Origin of the sequence: Frondihabitans sp. Leaf304, from assembly GCF_001423105.1 — a bacterium.
In the GTDB taxonomy this organism is placed as follows: Bacteria; Actinomycetota; Actinomycetes; order Actinomycetales; family Microbacteriaceae; genus Frondihabitans.
The window spans coordinates 755,819-772,562 of the sequence record NZ_LMNV01000002.1; the positions used below are offsets into that span (position 1 = coordinate 755,819).

Consider the following 16,744-nt stretch of genomic DNA (forward strand, 5'->3'; position numbering starts at 1 on the left):
AGGATCGCGAAACGGCGCCGTCTCAGACGGAGGAGTCGTCAGACTGGGGAGAACTCCGGGCGGTCGACCGCCTGGGGAGACGAGGCCCGGCTACTCGTCGAGCGCGAGCTCTTTGGGCAGTTCGAGATCGCGCGTCGTGAGCTCTTCGACGTTGACGTCTTTGAAGGTCAGCACCCGCACCGACTTCACGAACCGGTCGGAGCGGTAGACATCCCACACCCAGACGTCGCTCATGGTCAGCTCGAAGTAGAAGTCGTGCTCGGTGTCGCGGCGCAACAATTCGACCTCGTTGGCGAGGTAGAAGCGTCGCTCGGTCTCGATCACGTACCGGAACTGCGACACGACGTCACGATATTCGCGGTAGAGAGCGAGCTCGACCTCGCGGTCGTAGTCTTCGAAATCGTCGTCGTCCATCGAGGAGTTATCTTACCCGCGACCGCTGCGTACCCGAGCGTTGCCGCAATGGCACGGAAGGGCCGAGCATGGCTGATTCCGTACCGCCGAGGAGAACGTGACTGCGTCAGTGCAGCCAGGTCAGCCGGTGCAGCGGAGACGGCCCGAGGGCCTGAAGCGCCTCGTAGTGCGTCGCCGAGCCGTAGCCCTTGTTGCCGGCCCAGCCGTAGCCGGGATGCAGGGTGTCGAAGTCGATCATCATGCGATCGCGGTGCACCTTGGCGATCACCGAGGCGGCGGCGACCGAGGCGCAGTCGCGGTCCGCCTTGATTCGAGTGGTGATGCGCGGCGGATGCGTCAGTGCGGACGACAGGTAGTCGTGGTTGCCGTCGAGCACCACGACGGAATCGAGGATCCCGACGCCCTGCTCGTGCAATTGGACGAGCGCGCGTTTTCCGGCGATCCCCAGAGCGGCGATGATGCCGAACTCGTCGACTTCGCCGGGCTCTGCCAATCCGACTGCCGACGCATGCGACCAATCGACGGCCAGCGGATACATCGATTCGCGACGCTTCTCGCTGAGCATCTTGCTGTCGCGAAGGCCAGCAGGGTGCGGATCGCACGCGGCGATTACCGCGCTCATGCCGACCGCGACCGGCCCGGCGATGGCGCCGCGGCCTACCTCGTCACAGCCCACGACCCAGGTGACGCCCTCGGCGTGCAGTGACCGCTCGAAGTCGAGGGTCGGATCGGCGACCACCATCAGCAGCAGCCCAGAATCAATCGGATGCGTGCCATTACTGTGTCGATTTGTCGGTGCCGCGGAAGACGCTCTGGTAGTCGTCGAGCCACGTCCAGCGACTGACCGGCCAGGTGATGACGAAGGCGCGACCCACGACGTCGGACTCGGGCACGAAGCCCTTCGACGGCGTTCCGGTCTGAAGCCGGCTGTCGGCGGAGTTGTAGCGGTTGTCGCCCTCGACCCAGAGTGAGTCGGCCGGAACCGTCACGCTGAAATCGTCTTTCGATTCTTTCGTTACACCGGCCGGAAGCTTCGTGTAGGCCTTCTCGTCGAGCGGAACACCGTTGACCGTCGTCTGGCCGAAGTCGTTGCAGCAGGCGACCTTGTCGCCCGGCAGGCCGATGACCCGCTTGATGAGGTGGTCGTCGCTGTCTTGCGTGCCGAGCCCCACCTGGGTGAGCGCCCACTGGAATCCGTCGATGACCGGGTTGCCGGTGGTCGACGACACCTGGTCGGTGGACCCGAGCCATCCGCCCGGGTCTTTGAAGACGACCACGTCGCCGCGCTTGATCGGAGTCACGCGCGGCACGAGCTCGTTGACGATGATGCGGTCGTTCACCTGCAGGGTGTTCTGCATCGATTCGGACGGGATGTAGAACGAGCGCACCAGGAACGTCTTGATCAGGAAGGAGATCAGCAGGGCGACAAGGAAGATGATGACGATGTCGCGGAGAAACCGCCCGGCACCGCCACGGCGCTTCTTGCGGCCGCCCGTGTCGGCGGGATTGTCGTCTGAGCGACGGCGACCGCGAACGGCCTCGCTGTCGGGCGTCACCGACGGGAGCTGCATGCCTCGACGCAACCTACCCATGAACGTGCTGTTATCTGTCATTTAACCACCAGAGCTCCCCGCCAAATGGTACTGGACGGGGAGCTCGGAAGCGGCGAGAGTGCTGAGCGTGTCAGCCCTGCCACCGGGACGCGCGGACTAGTTGTCGCGCTTCTCTTTGATCTTTGCCTTCTTGCCACGGAGCTCGCGGAGGTAGTACAGCTTCGCGCGGCGCACGTCGCCACGGCTGACGAGCTCGATGTGGTCGATGACCGGCGAGTGCACGGGGAACGTACGCTCGACGCCGACCTGGAAGCTGACCTTACGGACGGTGAAGGTTTCGCGGACGCTGTCGCCCTGGCGGCCGATGACGACGCCCTGGAACACCTGGACGCGCGAGCGCGTGCCCTCGATGATGTTGACGTGGACCTTGACGGTGTCGCCGGCGCGGAAGTCGGGGACATCGCTGCGAAGCGACGCGGCATCCAGACTGTCGAGGATGTGGCTCATGATGATTCGCTCTCTGCAACCGCCACAGGTCGATCGCGGTTTCGGGGCGCCTGTCGATCGAGTCGAGCTCGTTGCCGACCGGCGCATTTCGAAGAGTGTTCGTGCCTCGTAACGGCAGACTCCCCTGTGGCAGAGTCGTGCGCGGGCACAATCAGCCATTGTGCCACAGGCGACACGCCCGGCGCTACGCGCGGGGGGCGATGCGGATCGTGTGTTCGGGATCGGCAGCGAAGGATCCGGGTGACGTCGGGCTGGATCCTGGTGTTCCGCCCTGCACCACCCGCTCCATCTCGGCCAGCGTGGAGCGGAAGCCCTCTCGGGCCGCCCGGATCGACTGCCAGATGCTTGCGACCAGAAGCGCCGCCCCGGCCGCGATCGTGACGACGATCGACGCGGCAGAAAGTGCGGTCGACAGGGCCACCGCGTCGCTGCCTACCAGGGCGCTGAACGCGGAAGCCGCCGACCGCGACGAAGTCGAGTCGACCAGGAAGAAGCCGATGCCCAACTGGCCAAGCCAGGTGAGCGTCAGGAGCCCGGCGTCGATCCACGAGACGGCGCGACGAATGCGGTTGTCGCGTCGGAGAAACACCAGGGCGATGGCGACGGCCTGCACCACGAAGAGGATCGGGACGAGCACGATCTGCGCGACGAACTGGTAGCCGAGGGGGGCACCGAAGAACACGCGGGCGAGCAGGACCCACGCCGGCAGCACGATTGCCGCCACCCACACAGCACGGTATAGACCTCGACGAACCCACATGCAGTGAAGACTATGCACGGACAGTGAAGAATGGCTCCATGATCGATCTGCGAACACCCGGAGAAATAGACGCCATGCGACCGGCTGGGCGGTTCGTCGCCTCAGTGCTCGAGGCCACACGCGAAGCCGCGACGCCCGGCACCAACCTTCTCGAGCTCGATGCCCTCGCCCACCGCATGATCACGGCGGCGCGAGCGGAGAGCTGCTACATCGATTACCACCCGTCTTTCGGCGCGATGCCGTTCGGCAAGGTCATCTGCACCTCGGTCAACGACGCCGTGCTGCACGGACTCCCGTTCGACTACCGCCTGCAGAAGGGTGATCTGCTGAGCCTCGACTTCGCAGCGAAGGTCGACGGCTGGGTGGCCGACAGTGCCCTCAGCATCGTCGTCGGCGGCGATGAGACCGCCGAAGACCGAGCCCTCATCGACGCCTGCGAGCAGGCTCTCGCGGCTGGCATCGCCGCGGCTCAGCCCGGCGGGCGCATCGGAGACATCTCTGCCGCGATCGGCGACGTCGCCCGCGCAGCCGGCTACGCGGTCAACCTGCAGTTCGGCGGACACGGCGTCGGCACCGAGATGCACGGCGACCCTCACATCGCGAACGACGGGCGCGCGGGCCGCGGCTTCCCGCTGCGGCCGGGCCTCGTCATCGCGATCGAGCCGTGGCTCATGCAGAGCACCGACGAGATCTACACCGACGCCGACGGCTGGACGATCAAGAGCGCCGATGGCTCGCGAGCGGCCCACGTCGAGCACACGGTGGCGATCACGCCAGAGGGCCCGCTCGTTCTGACCGCGCGGGGATAGTCGGATCCTTCGGTGTCGCGCCCTGCGTGTACCCAGCCGGTTCGACGCCCTACTCGGACGCCTCGCCGAGAAGGTCGGGCCGAACCCTTCGGGTGCGCTCGACCTGCTGCTCGTGACGCCAGGTCGCGATGGCGCCGTGGTTGCCGCTCAGCAGAATGGGCGGCACCTCGTGCCCGCGCCACGTCGAGGGCTTCGTGTAGCTCGGGTATTCGAGGAGGCCGTCTTCGTGGCTCTCTTCGGTGAGGCTCTCGGGGTTGCCGACGACGCCGGGCACGAGGCGTCCGATGGCTTCGACCATCGCCATGGTGGCGACCTCGCCGCCGTTCAAGACGTAGTCGCCCAGGCTGATCTCGCGCACTTCGACATTGGGCCGGGTGCGCGCGTGATCGATGACACGCTGATCGATGCCTTCGTAACGGCCGCAAGTGAAGACCAGCCGAGGAGCGAAGGCCAGTTCGCGTGCCTGAGCCTGCGTGAAAGGCGTGCCGGCCGGCGAGGGCACGACCATGACGGTGCCGGGCTCCGCGTCACCGAGCAGGGAGTCGAGGGCTTCACCCCACGGCTCCGGCTTCATCACCATGCCGGCGCCGCCGCCGTACGGGGTGTCGTCGACGGTGCGGTGCCGGTCGTGCGTGAAGTCGCGGAGGTCGTGGACCCTTGCGTCGAGCAGCTTCTGCTGACGGGCCTTGCCGAGAAGCGAGACGTCGAGCACTCCGAAGAACTCCGGAAAGATCGTGACGATGTCGATCCGCACGGAACTACTTCTGGTCTTCAGAAGCGGCGACGTCAGGATCCGACGCGGTCACCGGGGCGGTCTCGTCGCGTTCCGCGCCAGCCTCCGCGTCGCTCTCGGCGGCATCGTCGACGAGCTCCTCGAAGAGACCGAGCGGCGGTGTGACGGTGATCGTCCGCGAGGCCAGATCGACCGAGGGAACGATCGCGCTCACGAAGGGCACGAGCACCTCGCCGGACGGCGTCTCGACTGCGAGCAGGTCTTGGGCCGGCAGGTGATCGACGCGGGCGATCGTGCCCACCTCGTGGCCGTCGCGAACGACCGAGAGACCGACCAGCTGGTGGTCGAACCACGCGTCGGGCTCGTCGCTGACCTCGAGCCCCTCGTGCTCGACCCACAGGATGGCCTTGGCGAGGGTTTCTGCCGCACTGCGGTCGGAGATGCCGGTGAAAAAGCCCACGGGGTGGGAGTTGTACCAGCGGAGTTCGCCGAGCTCGAGCGTCTTGCCGTGCCAGGGGCTGTCGGTCGGCACTTGGAGTGCGAACACGGCGCCGGGGACGAAGCGCTTTTCAGGAGCGTCGGTGAAGAGTTCGAGTTTCAGCCCACCCTTGAGGCCGTGGGCCTTGGTGAGGCGGCCGACGCGAAGACGCGTCCCCTCGGGGGACGGCGCGTCGACTCGGGTGTTCGTGTCGTCTGCCACCGATTCAGGAATCGGTGTCGACGACATCGACGCGAACGCGTTTCCCGTCGGCGAGAGCCGTGACGAGAGTGCGAAGCGCCTTGGCGGTGCGCCCGGAGCGTCCGATGACGCGTCCGAGGTCTTCGGGGTGGACTCGGACTTCGAGCACGTCGCCGCGCGGAGAAGCCTTGGAGACCACCTGCACCTCGTCCGGGTGATCGACGATCCCCCGGACGAGGTGTGTGAGTGCAGGTGCGAGCACTGACTACGCCTCGGTCGTCTCTGCGGACTCGTCGGCGGCAGGAGCCTCGGCCTTGGGGGCCTCGGCCGGCTTCTCAGCCTTGGGCTTCAGCACGGGCTTCTTCTTCTCGTCAGCGACGAAGGCCTCTTTCGCGACCTTGGTCTTGACAGTGCTGACGGCGTTCTTGTCGCCCTTGAACTGACCCCAGTCGCCGGTCAGCTTGAGGAGCGCAGCGACCTGCTCGGTCGGCTGAGCGCCAACGCCGAGCCAGTACTGTGCACGCTCGGAGTCGACCTCGATGAACGAGGGCTCTTCGGTGGGGTGGTACTTACCGATCTCTTCGATGACACGACCATCGCGCTTGGTGCGCGAGTCGGCAACGACGATGCGGTAGTAGGGAGCGCGCATCTTACCGAGACGCTTCAGACGGATCTTGACAGCCACAATTCTCCTGTAGGAATTTCTTTTTGGGGCGAGTTGCTAGCCGTGAGCGTGGGGGCACACTCGGCTCGAAAGCTCTGATGAAGTCGCACTGACACCTGATTAGAGGGTCGGGTGCCGCGGACTCGACCTCTCATTGTTGCAGACCGGCAACGTTCTGGCGAATCTTTGCCGCGGCCGTGTCGCCCTTGTGTCGCGACTCCTGCACGGCGGCTCGGACCCGTCGCCGAATCGCGCTAGGGAGAGACCAGTCGAGACGCGGCCAGACCCTCCGAGGTCGCACGCACGGCATCGACAGCGCGCGCATCGAGAGCGCCCCCGATCACGGTGTGAGCGATGCCCGCGGCGTCGAGCGCCCCGGCGAGGTCGCCGCGCGACTCCTGGCCGGCGCAGACGATGACCGTATCGGCGGGGATGCTGAAGAGAACCCCGCCCTCGGCCTCGATTTCGAGGGCGCCGGGCCGGATCCTTCGGTATTGGGCATCCGTAACGAAGTGGACACCCGCCTGCCGCAGCCGGCCGACGGCGACCCACCGCGAGGTCGGGCCGATACCCCTGCCGAAGCGCTCCGAGCGCGAGACGATCGACACGGAGGATCCCGGACGGGTCGGGTGCGGGCGCGTCGCGTCACGACGGTGAGGGGCCGAGGATCCGCGCACGCCGTCTGCCGGCAATCCGTTCTGGCGGACGAACGATTCCGCGCGAACCGATTCCTGGCCTGACTCGACCAGGAAGGTCGCGGTGTCGATGGCGATGCCACCCGAGCCGATCAGAGCGACCGTTCCTGCCGGCACCCCCTCGCGAAGCGCGCGCTCGTACGAGACGACGTGCGGGAGGTCGATTCCGGGCAGATCGAGCACACGAGGACGCACGCCCGTGGCGACGACGACGTGGTCGAACGCGACGAGATCGGAGGCGTCGACCCGGCGACCGGTCTCGATTCGAGCGCCGAGCTGGTCGAGTTCGGCGCGCCACGACCGCACGGGTCCCGCGTAGTCCTCCTTACCGGGAATCGACGCGGCCAGATCGAACTGACCGCCGAGACCTGCGCGCTCCTCGAAGACCACGACGTCGTTTCCGCGTCGGGCGAGATCCACAGCGGACGCGAGACCCGCGGGCCCTGCTCCGACGACGGCGACCCGTCGACGCGACCGAGACGGAACACGCGGAAACTCCAGCTCGCGCGCGGCACGGGGGTTCACGAGGCACGAAACGGCCTCTCCGAACAGGGAGCGATCGATACACGCCTGGTTGCAGCCGATGCAGGTCGTCACCAGATCGAAGCGTCGGTCGGCGCTCTTCTGCACGATGTCGGGGTCAGCCAGGAAAGGCCGCGCGAGGGCGACCGCATCGACGACGCCGCGAACGAGGACGTCCTCGGCGTCACGGAGGTCGGTCAGCCGGTTGCTCGCGATGACGGCCACCTCGGGCCGGCCGGACGACCGGACCACCGCGGCGAGTCGTTCGGCGTATGGAACCCAGACGCCATGGGGCACCGCCGCCTGCACCGTCGGAACGCGGGACTCGTGCCAGCCGACCCCGACGCTGACCGCGTCGACACCGGCCTCGACGACCTCGATCACCAGCGCGTCGACGTCGGACGGAGTCGACGAATCGGGCATGAGGTCGTCGCCCGAGACGCGGATGCTCACCGGGAACTCCGGCCCCACGGCGTCTCGCACCGCGCGTACGACCTCGACGGCGAACCGTCGACGACGTGTGGCATCGCCACCCCACTCGTCGTCGCGCAGGTTCGTGATCGGCGAGCAGAACTGGTTGATGAGATAGCCCTCGGACGCCATGATCTCGACGGCATCGAAGCCGAGACGCTGCGCTGTGCGCGCGGCGTCGGCGAACGACGAGATGGTGCGCAGGATCCCACGCTCGTCGAGAGCAATCGGCACGGCCCCGCGGGCGCCTCGCCAGGCGACAGCCGACGGAGCGACGGCCTGCGCGGGCGCTCCCCCCTCGTCGACGAGGCCCTCAGTGAGGGCGTACCGACCGGCGTGGAACAGCTGTGCCGAGATCGCTCCCCCGGCCTCGTGCACGGCCTGCACCGCTCGAGCGAACCGCGCATCGGCGGCGGACTCACCGAGGACGGCGTAGTCGGCCCCGCCACGGGCCTCAGAGTTCACGGCGAGACCACCCGTGATGATGAGTGCCGCCCCGCCCTCGACGCGTTCACGGTAGAACGCCGCCAGAGCGGCTCCGCCGTCGTCGCGCACCTCGAGCCCCGTGTGCATGCTTCCCATGACGACGCGGTGCGGCAGGCGGAGGGAGCCCAGCGACCACGGCGTCATCGTGATGCCGAGGAGCTCCGACTCAGGAGACGTCGGCAGCACCGGAGGCATCGCCGTCGACGGTCGACCCGAGCACGGCCTCGCGCAGCGGGCTCGTGGTGTCGGCCCAGAACGGCGGCGCGACGACGGTCAGGCCGCCGTCGACCGAGAGGGTCTGGCCGGTGATGTAACCGGCCTTCTCGGAGAGGAGGAAGTCGACCGCGTCGGCGACCTCGTCGGCCGTGCCCTTGCGCTGCAACGGAATCTTCTCGAGCACCGTCTCGATCGGTGCCATGCCCGGAACCGAGTTGTAGAAGTAGTCGAGCGAGTCGGTGTCGATGAGCCCACCGTTGACGGCGTTGACCGTGATGCCCCGGGGGCCGAACTCGGTGGCCATGAACTTCACGTACGCCTCGTTGGCGGCCTTGGCGGCTCCGAGCGAGGCGTAGGTCGGGAACGCGCGGAGCGAGCCGTAGCTCGTGATCGCGACAATGCGTCCGCCGTCGGGCATGATCGCGGCCGCCGCCTGGGCACCGAGCACGAACGACCGGATGTTCGTCGCGTAGTTGCGGTCGAGGTGGTGCAGCTTGAGCTCGGCGACCGGCTTGAACGCCGAGGCCGCCGCGCTGGCGATGAACATGTCGAGCTTGCCGTACTTCTCGGTGACGGTCGCGAAGAGCGCCTCGATCGACTCGGGCTGCTCGACATCGAGCTGCACCGTGATGCCGTCCGCCCCGAGGGCGCGGATCTCGCGCAGGGTCTCGTCGGCGAGGTCAGCGTTCTTCTTGTAGGTGACGACGACATCGACGCCGCGCGCCGCCAGCTTGAGCGCAAGCACCTTGCCGATGCCACGGGATGCACCCGTGATCAGAGCGAGCGGTCGGGTGGATGTTTCGGGAGCCAAGGAGGGCCTTTCAGGAGGTGAGGAGAGGTGGGGGAGGTCAGTACGAGACCGCGCCGGTGACGACGGCCCGACCGACGATGAGCTTCTGGATCTCGTTCGTGCCCTCTTCGAAGCGCTGTGCCCGAGCGTCGCGGTATACACGCTCGATCGTGTTGCGCTTCCAGTAGCCCTGACCGCCGTGGACCTGCAGGGCTTTGTCGGTGACGCGCGCCAGCATGTCGACGGCGATCATCTTCGAGGCACTGGAGAGTGCGCCGGCATCGGCGCGGCCCTCCTCGTAGGCTTTCGCTGCCTCGATGACGAGAGCTCGAGCCGCGGCGATGTCGGCGTAGTTCTCAGCCAGGTAGAACTGGATCGCCTGGCGGCTGGAGAGCTTCTTGCCGAAGGTCTCGCGCCGGTTGGCGTATTCGACGGCGAGCTGCTGAGCCCGCTCGGCGAGCCCGACGGCGCTCATGGCGACCGAGACGCGGCTCGGCAGGAGGAAGCCGCCGAGCGCGACCTCGAGGCCGTCGCCCTGCTCCCCCAGAAGAGCCGACGCCGCAACGGGCGTCTCGGTGAACCGCAGGATCGCATGGTCGGTGCCGCGCACCCCCATCGTCTCGGAGTCGTCGATGACCTCTGCGCCCGGAAGCCCCGTGTTGGGCATCAAGAACGCGACGAAGCCGTTCTTGTCGGTCGATCCTTCAATGCGCGCCGCGATGAGCCAGTAGTCGCACTTCACGCCGAAGGTGATGAGGTGCTTCTCGCCGTTGAGGTACCAGGTGTCGCCCTCGAGCCGTGCCGTGGTGCGGAGGTCTTGGCCGGTACCCGCCGTCGCTTCGGTGAGTGTGAAGGCGACGAGCTTCGTTCCGGCGATCGACGGTTTGACGACCTCCTCGATCTGCTCCGGCGTCGCGAAGGGCACCATGGCACGCCAGGTGCCGTTGATGACGTGCACGAGCATGCGGATCGACGCGTGCGAGCGCGACACGATCTCCATCAGCTCGAGGTAGCGCGAGAACGGGATGCCTCGGCCGCCGAGCTCGACCGGCGCCGCGAGACTCAGGTAGCCGCGGTCGCGCAGTTCGGGCAGCAGACGGTCGGGCACCGCGCCCGTGGCCTCGATCTCGTTGGCGATGTCTTCGCCGAGGCCTTCGACCCACGCGGTGATGTCGGCTTTGATGGCCTGGAATTCGGCCTCGTCGAACGAGACGGGGGCCGGGGCGGTGAGGGTCATGACTGTGTCTCCTGGACTGCGGTGTGGGAGGTTCGGGCTTCGTCGGAGACCAGGGCGGCGGCCCTCTCGCGAAGCACGTTCTTCTGGACTTTACCGACGACGTTGCGCGGTATCTCGTCGAGGAACTCCAGCCGCTCGGGCCAGTAGTACTTCGAGACGCCGGCTTCGGCGAGGTAGTGCTGCATTGCGGCGAAGTCGAGCTGCTCGCCGTTCTTGGCGGCCACGACGAACGCGCACGCTCGTTCTCCGAGACGAGGATCCGGCATGGCCACGATCGCCGCATCGCTGACGAGCGGGTGCTGGTAGAGCAGGTTCTCGATCTCGACGACCGGGATCTTCTCGCCGCCGCGGTTGATGACGTCTTTGATCCGTCCGGTGATGTGCAGGAAACCGTGGTCGTCGAGTCTCGCCAGGTCGCCCGTGCGATACCAACCGTCGGCGGTGAAGACGTCGTCGGTGAGGTCGGGACGATCGAGGTACCCGCCGAACATCGTGGGCGAGAGGAGCTCGAAGTTGCCCTCCTGACCGGCGGGCACCTCGGATCCTTCGTCGTCGACGATGCGGAGTCGAATGCCGGGCAGGGCGCGCCCGTCGGCACCCCAGGCGTCTTCGGGCGTGTCGGACGGCGTCGAGAGTGCGCCGAGACAGGTCTCGGAGGTGCCGAACGCGCCGAGCACACTCGTCTGCAGCACGGAGGTCGCCTTCTGCGCGAGTGCCCGCGGGACGGCGGCCCCTGTGGCCACAAATATGCGGAGACTCTCGGGCGGGTTGGCGCCCTGTTCGACCGCCTCGACCAGGTCGGTGAGGAAGGGCGTGGCGCACTGGACGAAGGAGGCTCCCGCCTGGCCGAAAGCCTGCTCGAGAGCGACTCCGGAATCCCAGACGGGCTGGATGACGCTTGCCACTCCGAGCCGCCACGACAGCAGCATGCCGTAGAGGAAACCGGTCTGATGCGCCAGCGGAGACGGGATGTAGATGCGGTCGGAGTCGCCGAGCCCAAGGTGGGCCACCTCCATCGCGGTGGCGAGGCCCAGGGTGCGGTGCGGGTGCTGCACACCCTTCGGTTCACCCGTCGTGCCCGAGGTGAAGAGCAGCTGGCAGACGTCGTCGGGTCGGGGCGAGAGCGAGGTGATGAGCTCGACGTCCGGGGTCACCGCCGCGAGAGCCCGGTCGTAGTAGCGCCAGTTCCATTCGGACGCCTCGACGGCCTTGGCCGCGTCGGCGGGAATCGGTGCGACGTCGCTTCGACCGGTTTCTTCGCCGCGACTTTCGCTGCGGATCACGACGACGTGCTCGACCGAGAGTCGCCGCTTCTGAGCGCGGGCTTCGTCGATGACGTCGAGAAGCTCGAGGGCGGGGCGACGGCGGCGGAAGACGTTCGGGAGGAAGACGACCCGGGCACGAGATCGCGCGAGGGTCATGGTGGTCTCACGCGGACCGAACACCGGCATGATCGGCGTGGCCACGGCCCCGATCTGAACGGTGCCGAGCGTGATCGCCACGAACTCCATCCAGTTCGGCAGCTGCATCGCCACCGACTCGCCTCGCTGCACCCCGAGCTCGAGGAGCAGCTGCGAGACGCGGTCGGCCTCGTCTTGAAGCTGACGCCAGGTCGTGGTGACGGGTTCGATCCCGCCCACCTCGATCACCGCCGCGTCGTCGGGGTGACTCGTCGCCATTTGGCGAACCTTCTCGCTGAGCACGAGCGGATCGGCGTCGACCCCCTGCAACTCGAGCGGGGCCTGCTGCAGCGCGGCGCCCTCGGTGAGGGTGTCGCGCTCGACCTCGACGTTCTCCGCGCTCTCGAGGGGCTTGGGATCGCCCATGTCGAGGTCAAGGCCGATCGAGGTCATCGCCTCGAGGAACGTCGGGTACGAGATGCGGTAGGCGCGCGGATAGGTCAGCGATGTGGCACCTCGGGCACGCGTGCCGGCGATCGCCAGCGACATGAGGACGCGGTGGTCGTTGAACGACGAAAGCGGCGCCCCCGTGAGACCGCGGGTGCCTCCTGTCACGCGGAGTTCGTCGTGGGTCTGGTCGGCCTTTCCGCCGAGAGTGTTGAGCTGGAGCATCGCCGAAACCCGGTCGCTCTCTTTGAGGCGGATGTGCCCGACGTTGCGGAAAGTCGACGTGCCCTCGGCGAAGGTCGCCATCGTCGCGAGGATCGGCAGCAGGTCAGGGATCGGCTGACAGTCGATGTCGATGGCCGTAAGCGGGGAGCCGTCACTCCGGATCCGGACGAAGCCGGTCTCGTCGTCGATCGAGAGATCCACGCCCATCTGTGTCGCCAGGTCGAGGAACTCCGACTCGGGGTGGTCGGTCTCCGCGGTCGTCGTCGCCGAGAGACCGCGGAACAGGACGTCGGAGGGGTGGATCGCGGCCGCGGCGATACCGAAGGCGGCCGAACCGATGTCGGGCGGAATCGCGTAGTCGTGCGGGGTCGCCGACTGGTTCCCGCGGACCCGGAAGGTCAGCCAGTCGTCGTCGTGCTCGACCTCGAGGCCCCACAGGCGCATCATGCGGATGGTCAGGTCGACGTAGGGCTGTTCGTTGAGGGTGCCGCCGGTCACGTGGATGACCGTGTCGTTCTCGGCGAAGGGGGCGACGAGAAGCAGGCCGGACAGCCACTGGCTGAGCGTGCCCGCGATCGAGACCTCGCCCCCGATGGGCCGGACCGGCTGCACATGGACCGGCGGTCGATCCTGATCAGCCTCCAGCTGGACGCCCATCTGCTGGAGGGAGTCAAGCAGAGCCCGGATAGGCCGCCTGCGGAAGTACTTCATTCCCGTCAGCGTCACCGGCTGGTCGGCGAGAGAAGCGAGGCCGACCATGAAGTAGAGCGTCGTTCCCGACGAGCCCATGTTGAGTAGACCCTCGGCGCCTTTCGAACCGTGGTCGACCACGTCGGTCGCCCGGTAGGGCCCGCCCTCGACGATGTAGCGGTCGCCGTCGACCGTGATCTTCGTTCCGAGTGCCCGGAGCGTACCGATCGTCCACTCCACCTGACGAGTGGTCGAGACCCCCGTGATGACGCTTCGACCCGGAGCCAACGACGCCAGCACGAGCGCACGGTGCGCGTGATATTTCGAGACCGGCACATCGAGAACGCCCTCGAGGCGGGTAGTTGTTCCACGAACGACAAGCTGCATTTGTCTGTTCTCCTCCTGCTACGACGGGACCCATCTACGTCATTGGAGTGCGAACCTCGGAATGCGGCGGTCCCGCCACAACACGTTACGCCTGTTGACGCCCTCCATTGCACGTTCCAAGGGCCGGGGCTGGCAGGATTAACGCATGAGAGCACCGCAGCCCATTCCGTTCGCGTCGTCGGAGCGGTCGACGCTCGGTCTCGAATGGGAGTTGGCTCTCGTCGATCGGGCGAGCGGCGAACTCGCGCCACACGCACCCGCGATCCTCCCGGCTCTGCGTCACCTGAACGACGACGGCGATCGCGTGACCAAGGAGCTCCTGACGAACACGGTCGAGATCGTGACCGGGGTGCACCACCGGGTCGACCAGGCGATCGCCGACCTCACCGGCACGATCGACCTCGTGCGCGCCGAGGCGGAGATCCTGAACGCCGACCTCATGTGCGCCGGAACGCATCCGTTCAGCCAGTGGTTCCAGCAAGACGTCACCCCCGGCTCCGAACGCTACGAGACGCTGATCGACCGGACCCGCTGGTGGGGCCGCCAGATGATGATCTGGGGCGTCCACGCTCACGTCGGCATCGAGGATCACCGCAAGGTGCTCCCGATCCTCAACGCACTGCTCACCTACCTCCCCCACTTCCAGGTGCTCAGCGCATCGAGCCCGTTCTGGGTCGGCGAGTCGACGGGATACGCCTCCAACCGGGCGATGATGTTCCAGCAACTGCCCACCGCGGGGCTGCCACCCCAGTTCGACTCGTACGCCGAGTACGAGGCGATGGTCGCCGACATGACCCACACCGGAGTGATCGACGACTTCTCCGAACTGCGGTGGGACGTCCGCCCTTCGCCGAAGTGGGGCACCCTCGAGGTGCGCGTCTTCGATGGCATCTCGAGCGTCGCCGAAGTCGCGGGTGTCGCGGCACTGGTGCAATGCCTCGTCGATGACCTCTCCGAGCGCCTCGACCACGGCGAGGAACTCCCCCGCATGCAGCCCTGGTTCGTTCGCGAGAACAAGTGGCGCGCCGCCCGCTACGGCATGGACGCCATCGTGATCCAGAACTCCGAGGGAGACGAGCGGCTCGTTACCGACGACACGATCGACCTAATGGCCCGGCTCGAGCCGGCAGCCGAGCGTCTCGGGTGCCAGGCCGAGCTGCAGTCGGTGCGGACCATCATCGACGGAGGGGCCTCGTATCAGCGCCAGCTGGCAGTGGCCGCCCGCAACGAGGGCTCGCTGAAAGCCGTCGTCGCCTCGCTCGTCGCCGAACTTCGCGACGGGGTGACGACGACCCGGTAAACGGGCTCGAAACGGCGAGCCCGCCCCGGCCTAGCGGCCGAGGAACTTCTGGAGGCTCGCGAGCTCTTCTTCGGTCGGAGCCGCCTGGCCCTTGCGGCCACCGAGACCGAAGCCGCCACCGGTGGGTGCCGCGGGCGCAGCCTTCTCACCACTGGCGATCCGGGCATTCTCTGCCGCGCGCTTCGCCGGGTTGCCCGCCTTGGATCCTTTTTTCTTGGCGACCTGTTTGCGGCCGCCGCCGAATCCGGCGCCGGGGATCGGCCCCATTCCAGGCACCTGAGGCACGCCGCCCTTCGCGACGGTCTTCATCATCTTCGCGGCCTGCTCGAAGCGATTGACGAGCTGGTTGACCTCGGTGACGGTCGAACCGGCACCCTTGGCGATACGGAGGCGACGCGACCCGTTGAGGAGCTTGGAGTTGGCCCGCTCGGCCTTCGTCATCGACTGGATGATCGCCTCGGTGCGGACGATCTCGCTCTCGTCGAAGTTGTCGAGCTGCTCGCGCATGCCCTTCGCCCCGGGAAGCATGCTGAGCATGCCCTTGATGGAGCCCATGTTGCGAAGCTGCTGCATCTGCTTGAGGAAGTCGTCGAGCGTGAAGCTGTCGGTGGCGAACTTCTCGGCCATCTCGCGCGCTTCGGCCTCGTCGAAGGCGCCCTGCGCCTGCTCGATGAGGGTGAGGATGTCACCGAGGTCGAGGATCCGAGACGCCATGCGGTCGGGATGGAACGGCTCGAACTCGTCGAGCCCCTCACCCGTCGAGGCGAACATGATCGGGCGGCCCGTCACGTGCGCGACGCTCAGGGCTGCACCACCGCGGGCATCACCGTCGAGCTTCGTGAGCACCACGCCGGTGAAGTCGACGCCCTCTTGGAAGGCCTTGGCCGTGGCGACGGCGTCTTGACCGATCATCGCGTCGATGACGAAGAGAACCTCGTCAGGATCGACGGCCTTGCGGATGTTGGCGGCCTGCTTCATCATGTCGGCGTCGACGCCGAGGCGGCCGGCCGTGTCGACGATGACGGTGTCGTAGAGCTTGTCGGCGGCGAACTTCACGCCGTTCTTCGCGACCTTGACCGGGTCGCCGACACCGTTGCCGGGCTCGGGCGCGAAGACCGGCACGCCGGCCTGCTCACCGACGACCTGCAGCTGCGTCACGGCGTTGGGGCGCTGGAGGTCGGAGGCCACGAGGAGAGGCGTATGGCCCTCTTTCTTCAGCCACTTCGCGAGCTTGCCCGCGAGCGTCGTCTTACCGGCACCCTGGAGACCCGCGAGCATGATGACGGTCGGCGGGCGCTTCGAGAACTCGAGGCGACGCTGCTCGCCACCGAGGATGCCGACGAGCTCTTCGTTGACGATCTGGACGACCTGCTGAGCCGGGTTCAGCGCCTTGTTGACCTCGTCGCCGAGAGCACGTTCGCGGATCGCCGCAGTGAACGACTTGACGACGTCGAGTGCGACGTCGGCGTCGAGCAAGGCGCGCCGGATCTCGCGGACGGTGCCGTCGACGTCGGCCGGGCTGAGTTTGCCCTTGCCGCGGAGGTTTTTGAGGGTTTCCGCGAGGCGGTCAGAGAGGGATCCGAAGGTTGCCATGGTGCTCCGATCTTAACGCACTCGGGCCCGTGCCGAATTCGAAGGAGATTCGTGCAGGCGACCCCGGCCGATCCGCATGCCGTCGTCGGACCGGGAGGGTTTCTCCTTCGAATTCGGAGGCGGGCCCGAACCAGCTTGCAGCGCCGGACGGCCGGAGCCTGTCGAA

General features: G+C 67.2%; 16 protein-coding genes. 2 read left to right on the forward strand and 14 right to left on the reverse strand.

The features are described 5' to 3' along the window. Nucleotides 1–90 precede the first annotated feature (90 nt). The 5 genes from ASF54_RS03330 to ASF54_RS03350 form a co-directional block, all read right to left on the reverse strand. A complete protein-coding gene (locus tag ASF54_RS03330) occupies nt 91–414 on the reverse strand; it encodes a DUF2469 family protein (RefSeq protein WP_055958787.1) in 324 nt (107 codons plus the stop codon). Between the two features lie 106 nt (nt 415–520). Further along, entirely contained in the window at nt 521–1,156 is a 636-nt protein-coding gene (locus ASF54_RS03335) for a ribonuclease HII (protein ID WP_055958789.1), read from the reverse strand. A gap of 34 nt (nt 1,157–1,190) precedes the next feature. Further along, complete coding sequence (lepB, locus tag ASF54_RS03340; protein WP_235480920.1) at nt 1,191–2,027, reverse strand: signal peptidase I; 837 nt, start codon at nt 2,025–2,027, stop codon at nt 1,191–1,193. A gap of 96 nt (nt 2,028–2,123) precedes the next feature. Further along, nucleotides 2,124–2,474, reverse strand: coding sequence for a 50S ribosomal protein L19 (rplS, locus tag ASF54_RS03345; RefSeq protein ID WP_055958791.1), 351 nt, complete (start codon nt 2,472–2,474; stop codon nt 2,124–2,126). Between the two features lie 184 nt (nt 2,475–2,658). Continuing rightward, the gene (locus ASF54_RS03350) at nt 2,659–3,234 is read right to left on the reverse strand and encodes a hypothetical protein (protein ID WP_157510000.1); all 576 of its coding nucleotides are present in this window, start codon (nt 3,232–3,234) and stop codon (nt 2,659–2,661) included. A gap of 38 nt (nt 3,235–3,272) precedes the next feature. On the opposite strand from ASF54_RS03350, the gene map reads away from it, so the two are divergent. Further along, entirely contained in the window at nt 3,273–4,043 is a 771-nt protein-coding gene (map, locus tag ASF54_RS03355; protein WP_055958795.1) for a type I methionyl aminopeptidase, read from the forward strand. Nucleotides 4,044–4,092: 49 nt separating this feature from the next. Here the strand turns inward: map and trmD are convergent, their stop codons facing one another. The 8 genes from trmD to aroA form a co-directional block, all read right to left on the reverse strand. Continuing rightward, complete coding sequence (gene trmD, locus ASF54_RS03360) at nt 4,093–4,797, reverse strand: tRNA (guanosine(37)-N1)-methyltransferase TrmD (protein ID WP_055958798.1); 705 nt, start codon at nt 4,795–4,797, stop codon at nt 4,093–4,095. 4 nt (nt 4,798–4,801) lie between these two features. Next, nucleotides 4,802–5,503: a ribosome maturation factor RimM gene (gene rimM / locus ASF54_RS03365; protein ID WP_084815913.1), complete on the reverse strand. Its 702-nt coding sequence runs from the start codon at nt 5,501–5,503 to the stop codon at nt 4,802–4,804. Next, nucleotides 5,481–5,717 carry an RNA-binding protein gene (locus ASF54_RS03370; RefSeq protein ID WP_055958803.1) on the reverse strand — a complete coding sequence of 79 codons (237 nt, stop codon included), beginning with the start codon at nt 5,715–5,717 and terminating at the stop codon, nt 5,481–5,483. The genes rimM and ASF54_RS03370 overlap by 23 nt, the downstream gene beginning before the upstream one ends. 3 nt (nt 5,718–5,720) lie before the next feature. Further along, nucleotides 5,721–6,140, reverse strand: a complete 420-nt coding sequence (gene rpsP, locus ASF54_RS03375) for a 30S ribosomal protein S16 (protein WP_055958806.1) — start codon at nt 6,138–6,140, stop codon at nt 5,721–5,723. A gap of 233 nt (nt 6,141–6,373) precedes the next feature. After that, nucleotides 6,374–8,488 (reverse strand): FAD-dependent oxidoreductase, encoded by a 2,115-nt coding sequence (locus ASF54_RS03380; RefSeq protein WP_200919559.1) that lies wholly within the window; start codon nt 8,486–8,488, stop codon nt 6,374–6,376. Next, the gene (locus ASF54_RS03385; protein WP_055958809.1) at nt 8,460–9,320 is read right to left on the reverse strand and encodes an SDR family oxidoreductase; all 861 of its coding nucleotides are present in this window, start codon (nt 9,318–9,320) and stop codon (nt 8,460–8,462) included. Before ASF54_RS03385 ends, ASF54_RS03380 begins: the two co-directional genes overlap by 29 nt. A gap of 37 nt (nt 9,321–9,357) precedes the next feature. Continuing rightward, a complete protein-coding gene (locus ASF54_RS03390) occupies nt 9,358–10,536 on the reverse strand; it encodes an acyl-CoA dehydrogenase family protein (protein WP_055958812.1) in 1,179 nt (392 codons plus the stop codon). Beyond that, nucleotides 10,533–13,685 (reverse strand): 3-phosphoshikimate 1-carboxyvinyltransferase, encoded by a 3,153-nt coding sequence (aroA, locus tag ASF54_RS03395; RefSeq protein ID WP_055958815.1) that lies wholly within the window; start codon nt 13,683–13,685, stop codon nt 10,533–10,535. The genes ASF54_RS03390 and aroA overlap by 4 nt, the downstream gene beginning before the upstream one ends. Before the next feature lie 145 nt (nt 13,686–13,830). Here aroA and ASF54_RS03400 point away from each other — a divergent pair, with 145 nt between their 5' ends. After that, nucleotides 13,831–14,985, forward strand: a complete 1,155-nt coding sequence (locus ASF54_RS03400; RefSeq protein ID WP_055958818.1) for a glutamate--cysteine ligase — start codon at nt 13,831–13,833, stop codon at nt 14,983–14,985. 30 nt (nt 14,986–15,015) lie between these two features. Here ASF54_RS03400 and ffh read toward each other — a convergent pair whose 3' ends face one another. After that, nucleotides 15,016–16,578 (reverse strand): signal recognition particle protein, encoded by a 1,563-nt coding sequence (gene ffh, locus ASF54_RS03405; protein WP_055958821.1) that lies wholly within the window; start codon nt 16,576–16,578, stop codon nt 15,016–15,018. Between the last annotated feature and the right edge of the window lie 166 nt (nt 16,579–16,744).

What these genes read in the sequence shown, in the direction of transcription:
- ASF54_RS03330 (WP_055958787.1), bottom strand. Translation starts at nt 414, where the DNA reads ATGGACGACGACGATTTCGAAGACTACGACCGCGAGGTCGAGCTCGCT.
- map (WP_055958795.1), top strand. Translation starts at nt 3,273, where the DNA reads ATGATCGATCTGCGAACACCCGGAGAAATAGACGCCATGCGACCGGCT.
- ffh (WP_055958821.1), bottom strand. Translation starts at nt 16,578, where the DNA reads ATGGCAACCTTCGGATCCCTCTCTGACCGCCTCGCGGAAACCCTCAAA.
- ASF54_RS03400 (WP_055958818.1), top strand. Translation starts at nt 13,831, where the DNA reads ATGAGAGCACCGCAGCCCATTCCGTTCGCGTCGTCGGAGCGGTCGACG.
- ASF54_RS03380 (WP_200919559.1), bottom strand. Translation starts at nt 8,488, where the DNA reads ATGCCTCCGGTGCTGCCGACGTCTCCTGAGTCGGAGCTCCTCGGCATC.
- ASF54_RS03350 (WP_157510000.1), bottom strand. Translation starts at nt 3,234, where the DNA reads ATGTGGGTTCGTCGAGGTCTATACCGTGCTGTGTGGGTGGCGGCAATC.
- aroA (WP_055958815.1), bottom strand. Translation starts at nt 13,685, where the DNA reads ATGCAGCTTGTCGTTCGTGGAACAACTACCCGCCTCGAGGGCGTTCTC.
- ASF54_RS03335 (WP_055958789.1), bottom strand. Translation starts at nt 1,156, where the DNA reads ATGGTGGTCGCCGATCCGACCCTCGACTTCGAGCGGTCACTGCACGCC.
- ASF54_RS03390 (WP_055958812.1), bottom strand. Translation starts at nt 10,536, where the DNA reads ATGACCCTCACCGCCCCGGCCCCCGTCTCGTTCGACGAGGCCGAATTC.
- rplS (WP_055958791.1), bottom strand. Translation starts at nt 2,474, where the DNA reads ATGAGCCACATCCTCGACAGTCTGGATGCCGCGTCGCTTCGCAGCGAT.
- lepB (WP_235480920.1), bottom strand. Translation starts at nt 2,027, where the DNA reads ATGACAGATAACAGCACGTTCATGGGTAGGTTGCGTCGAGGCATGCAG.
- rimM (WP_084815913.1), bottom strand. Translation starts at nt 5,503, where the DNA reads ATGTCGTCGACACCGATTCCTGAATCGGTGGCAGACGACACGAACACC.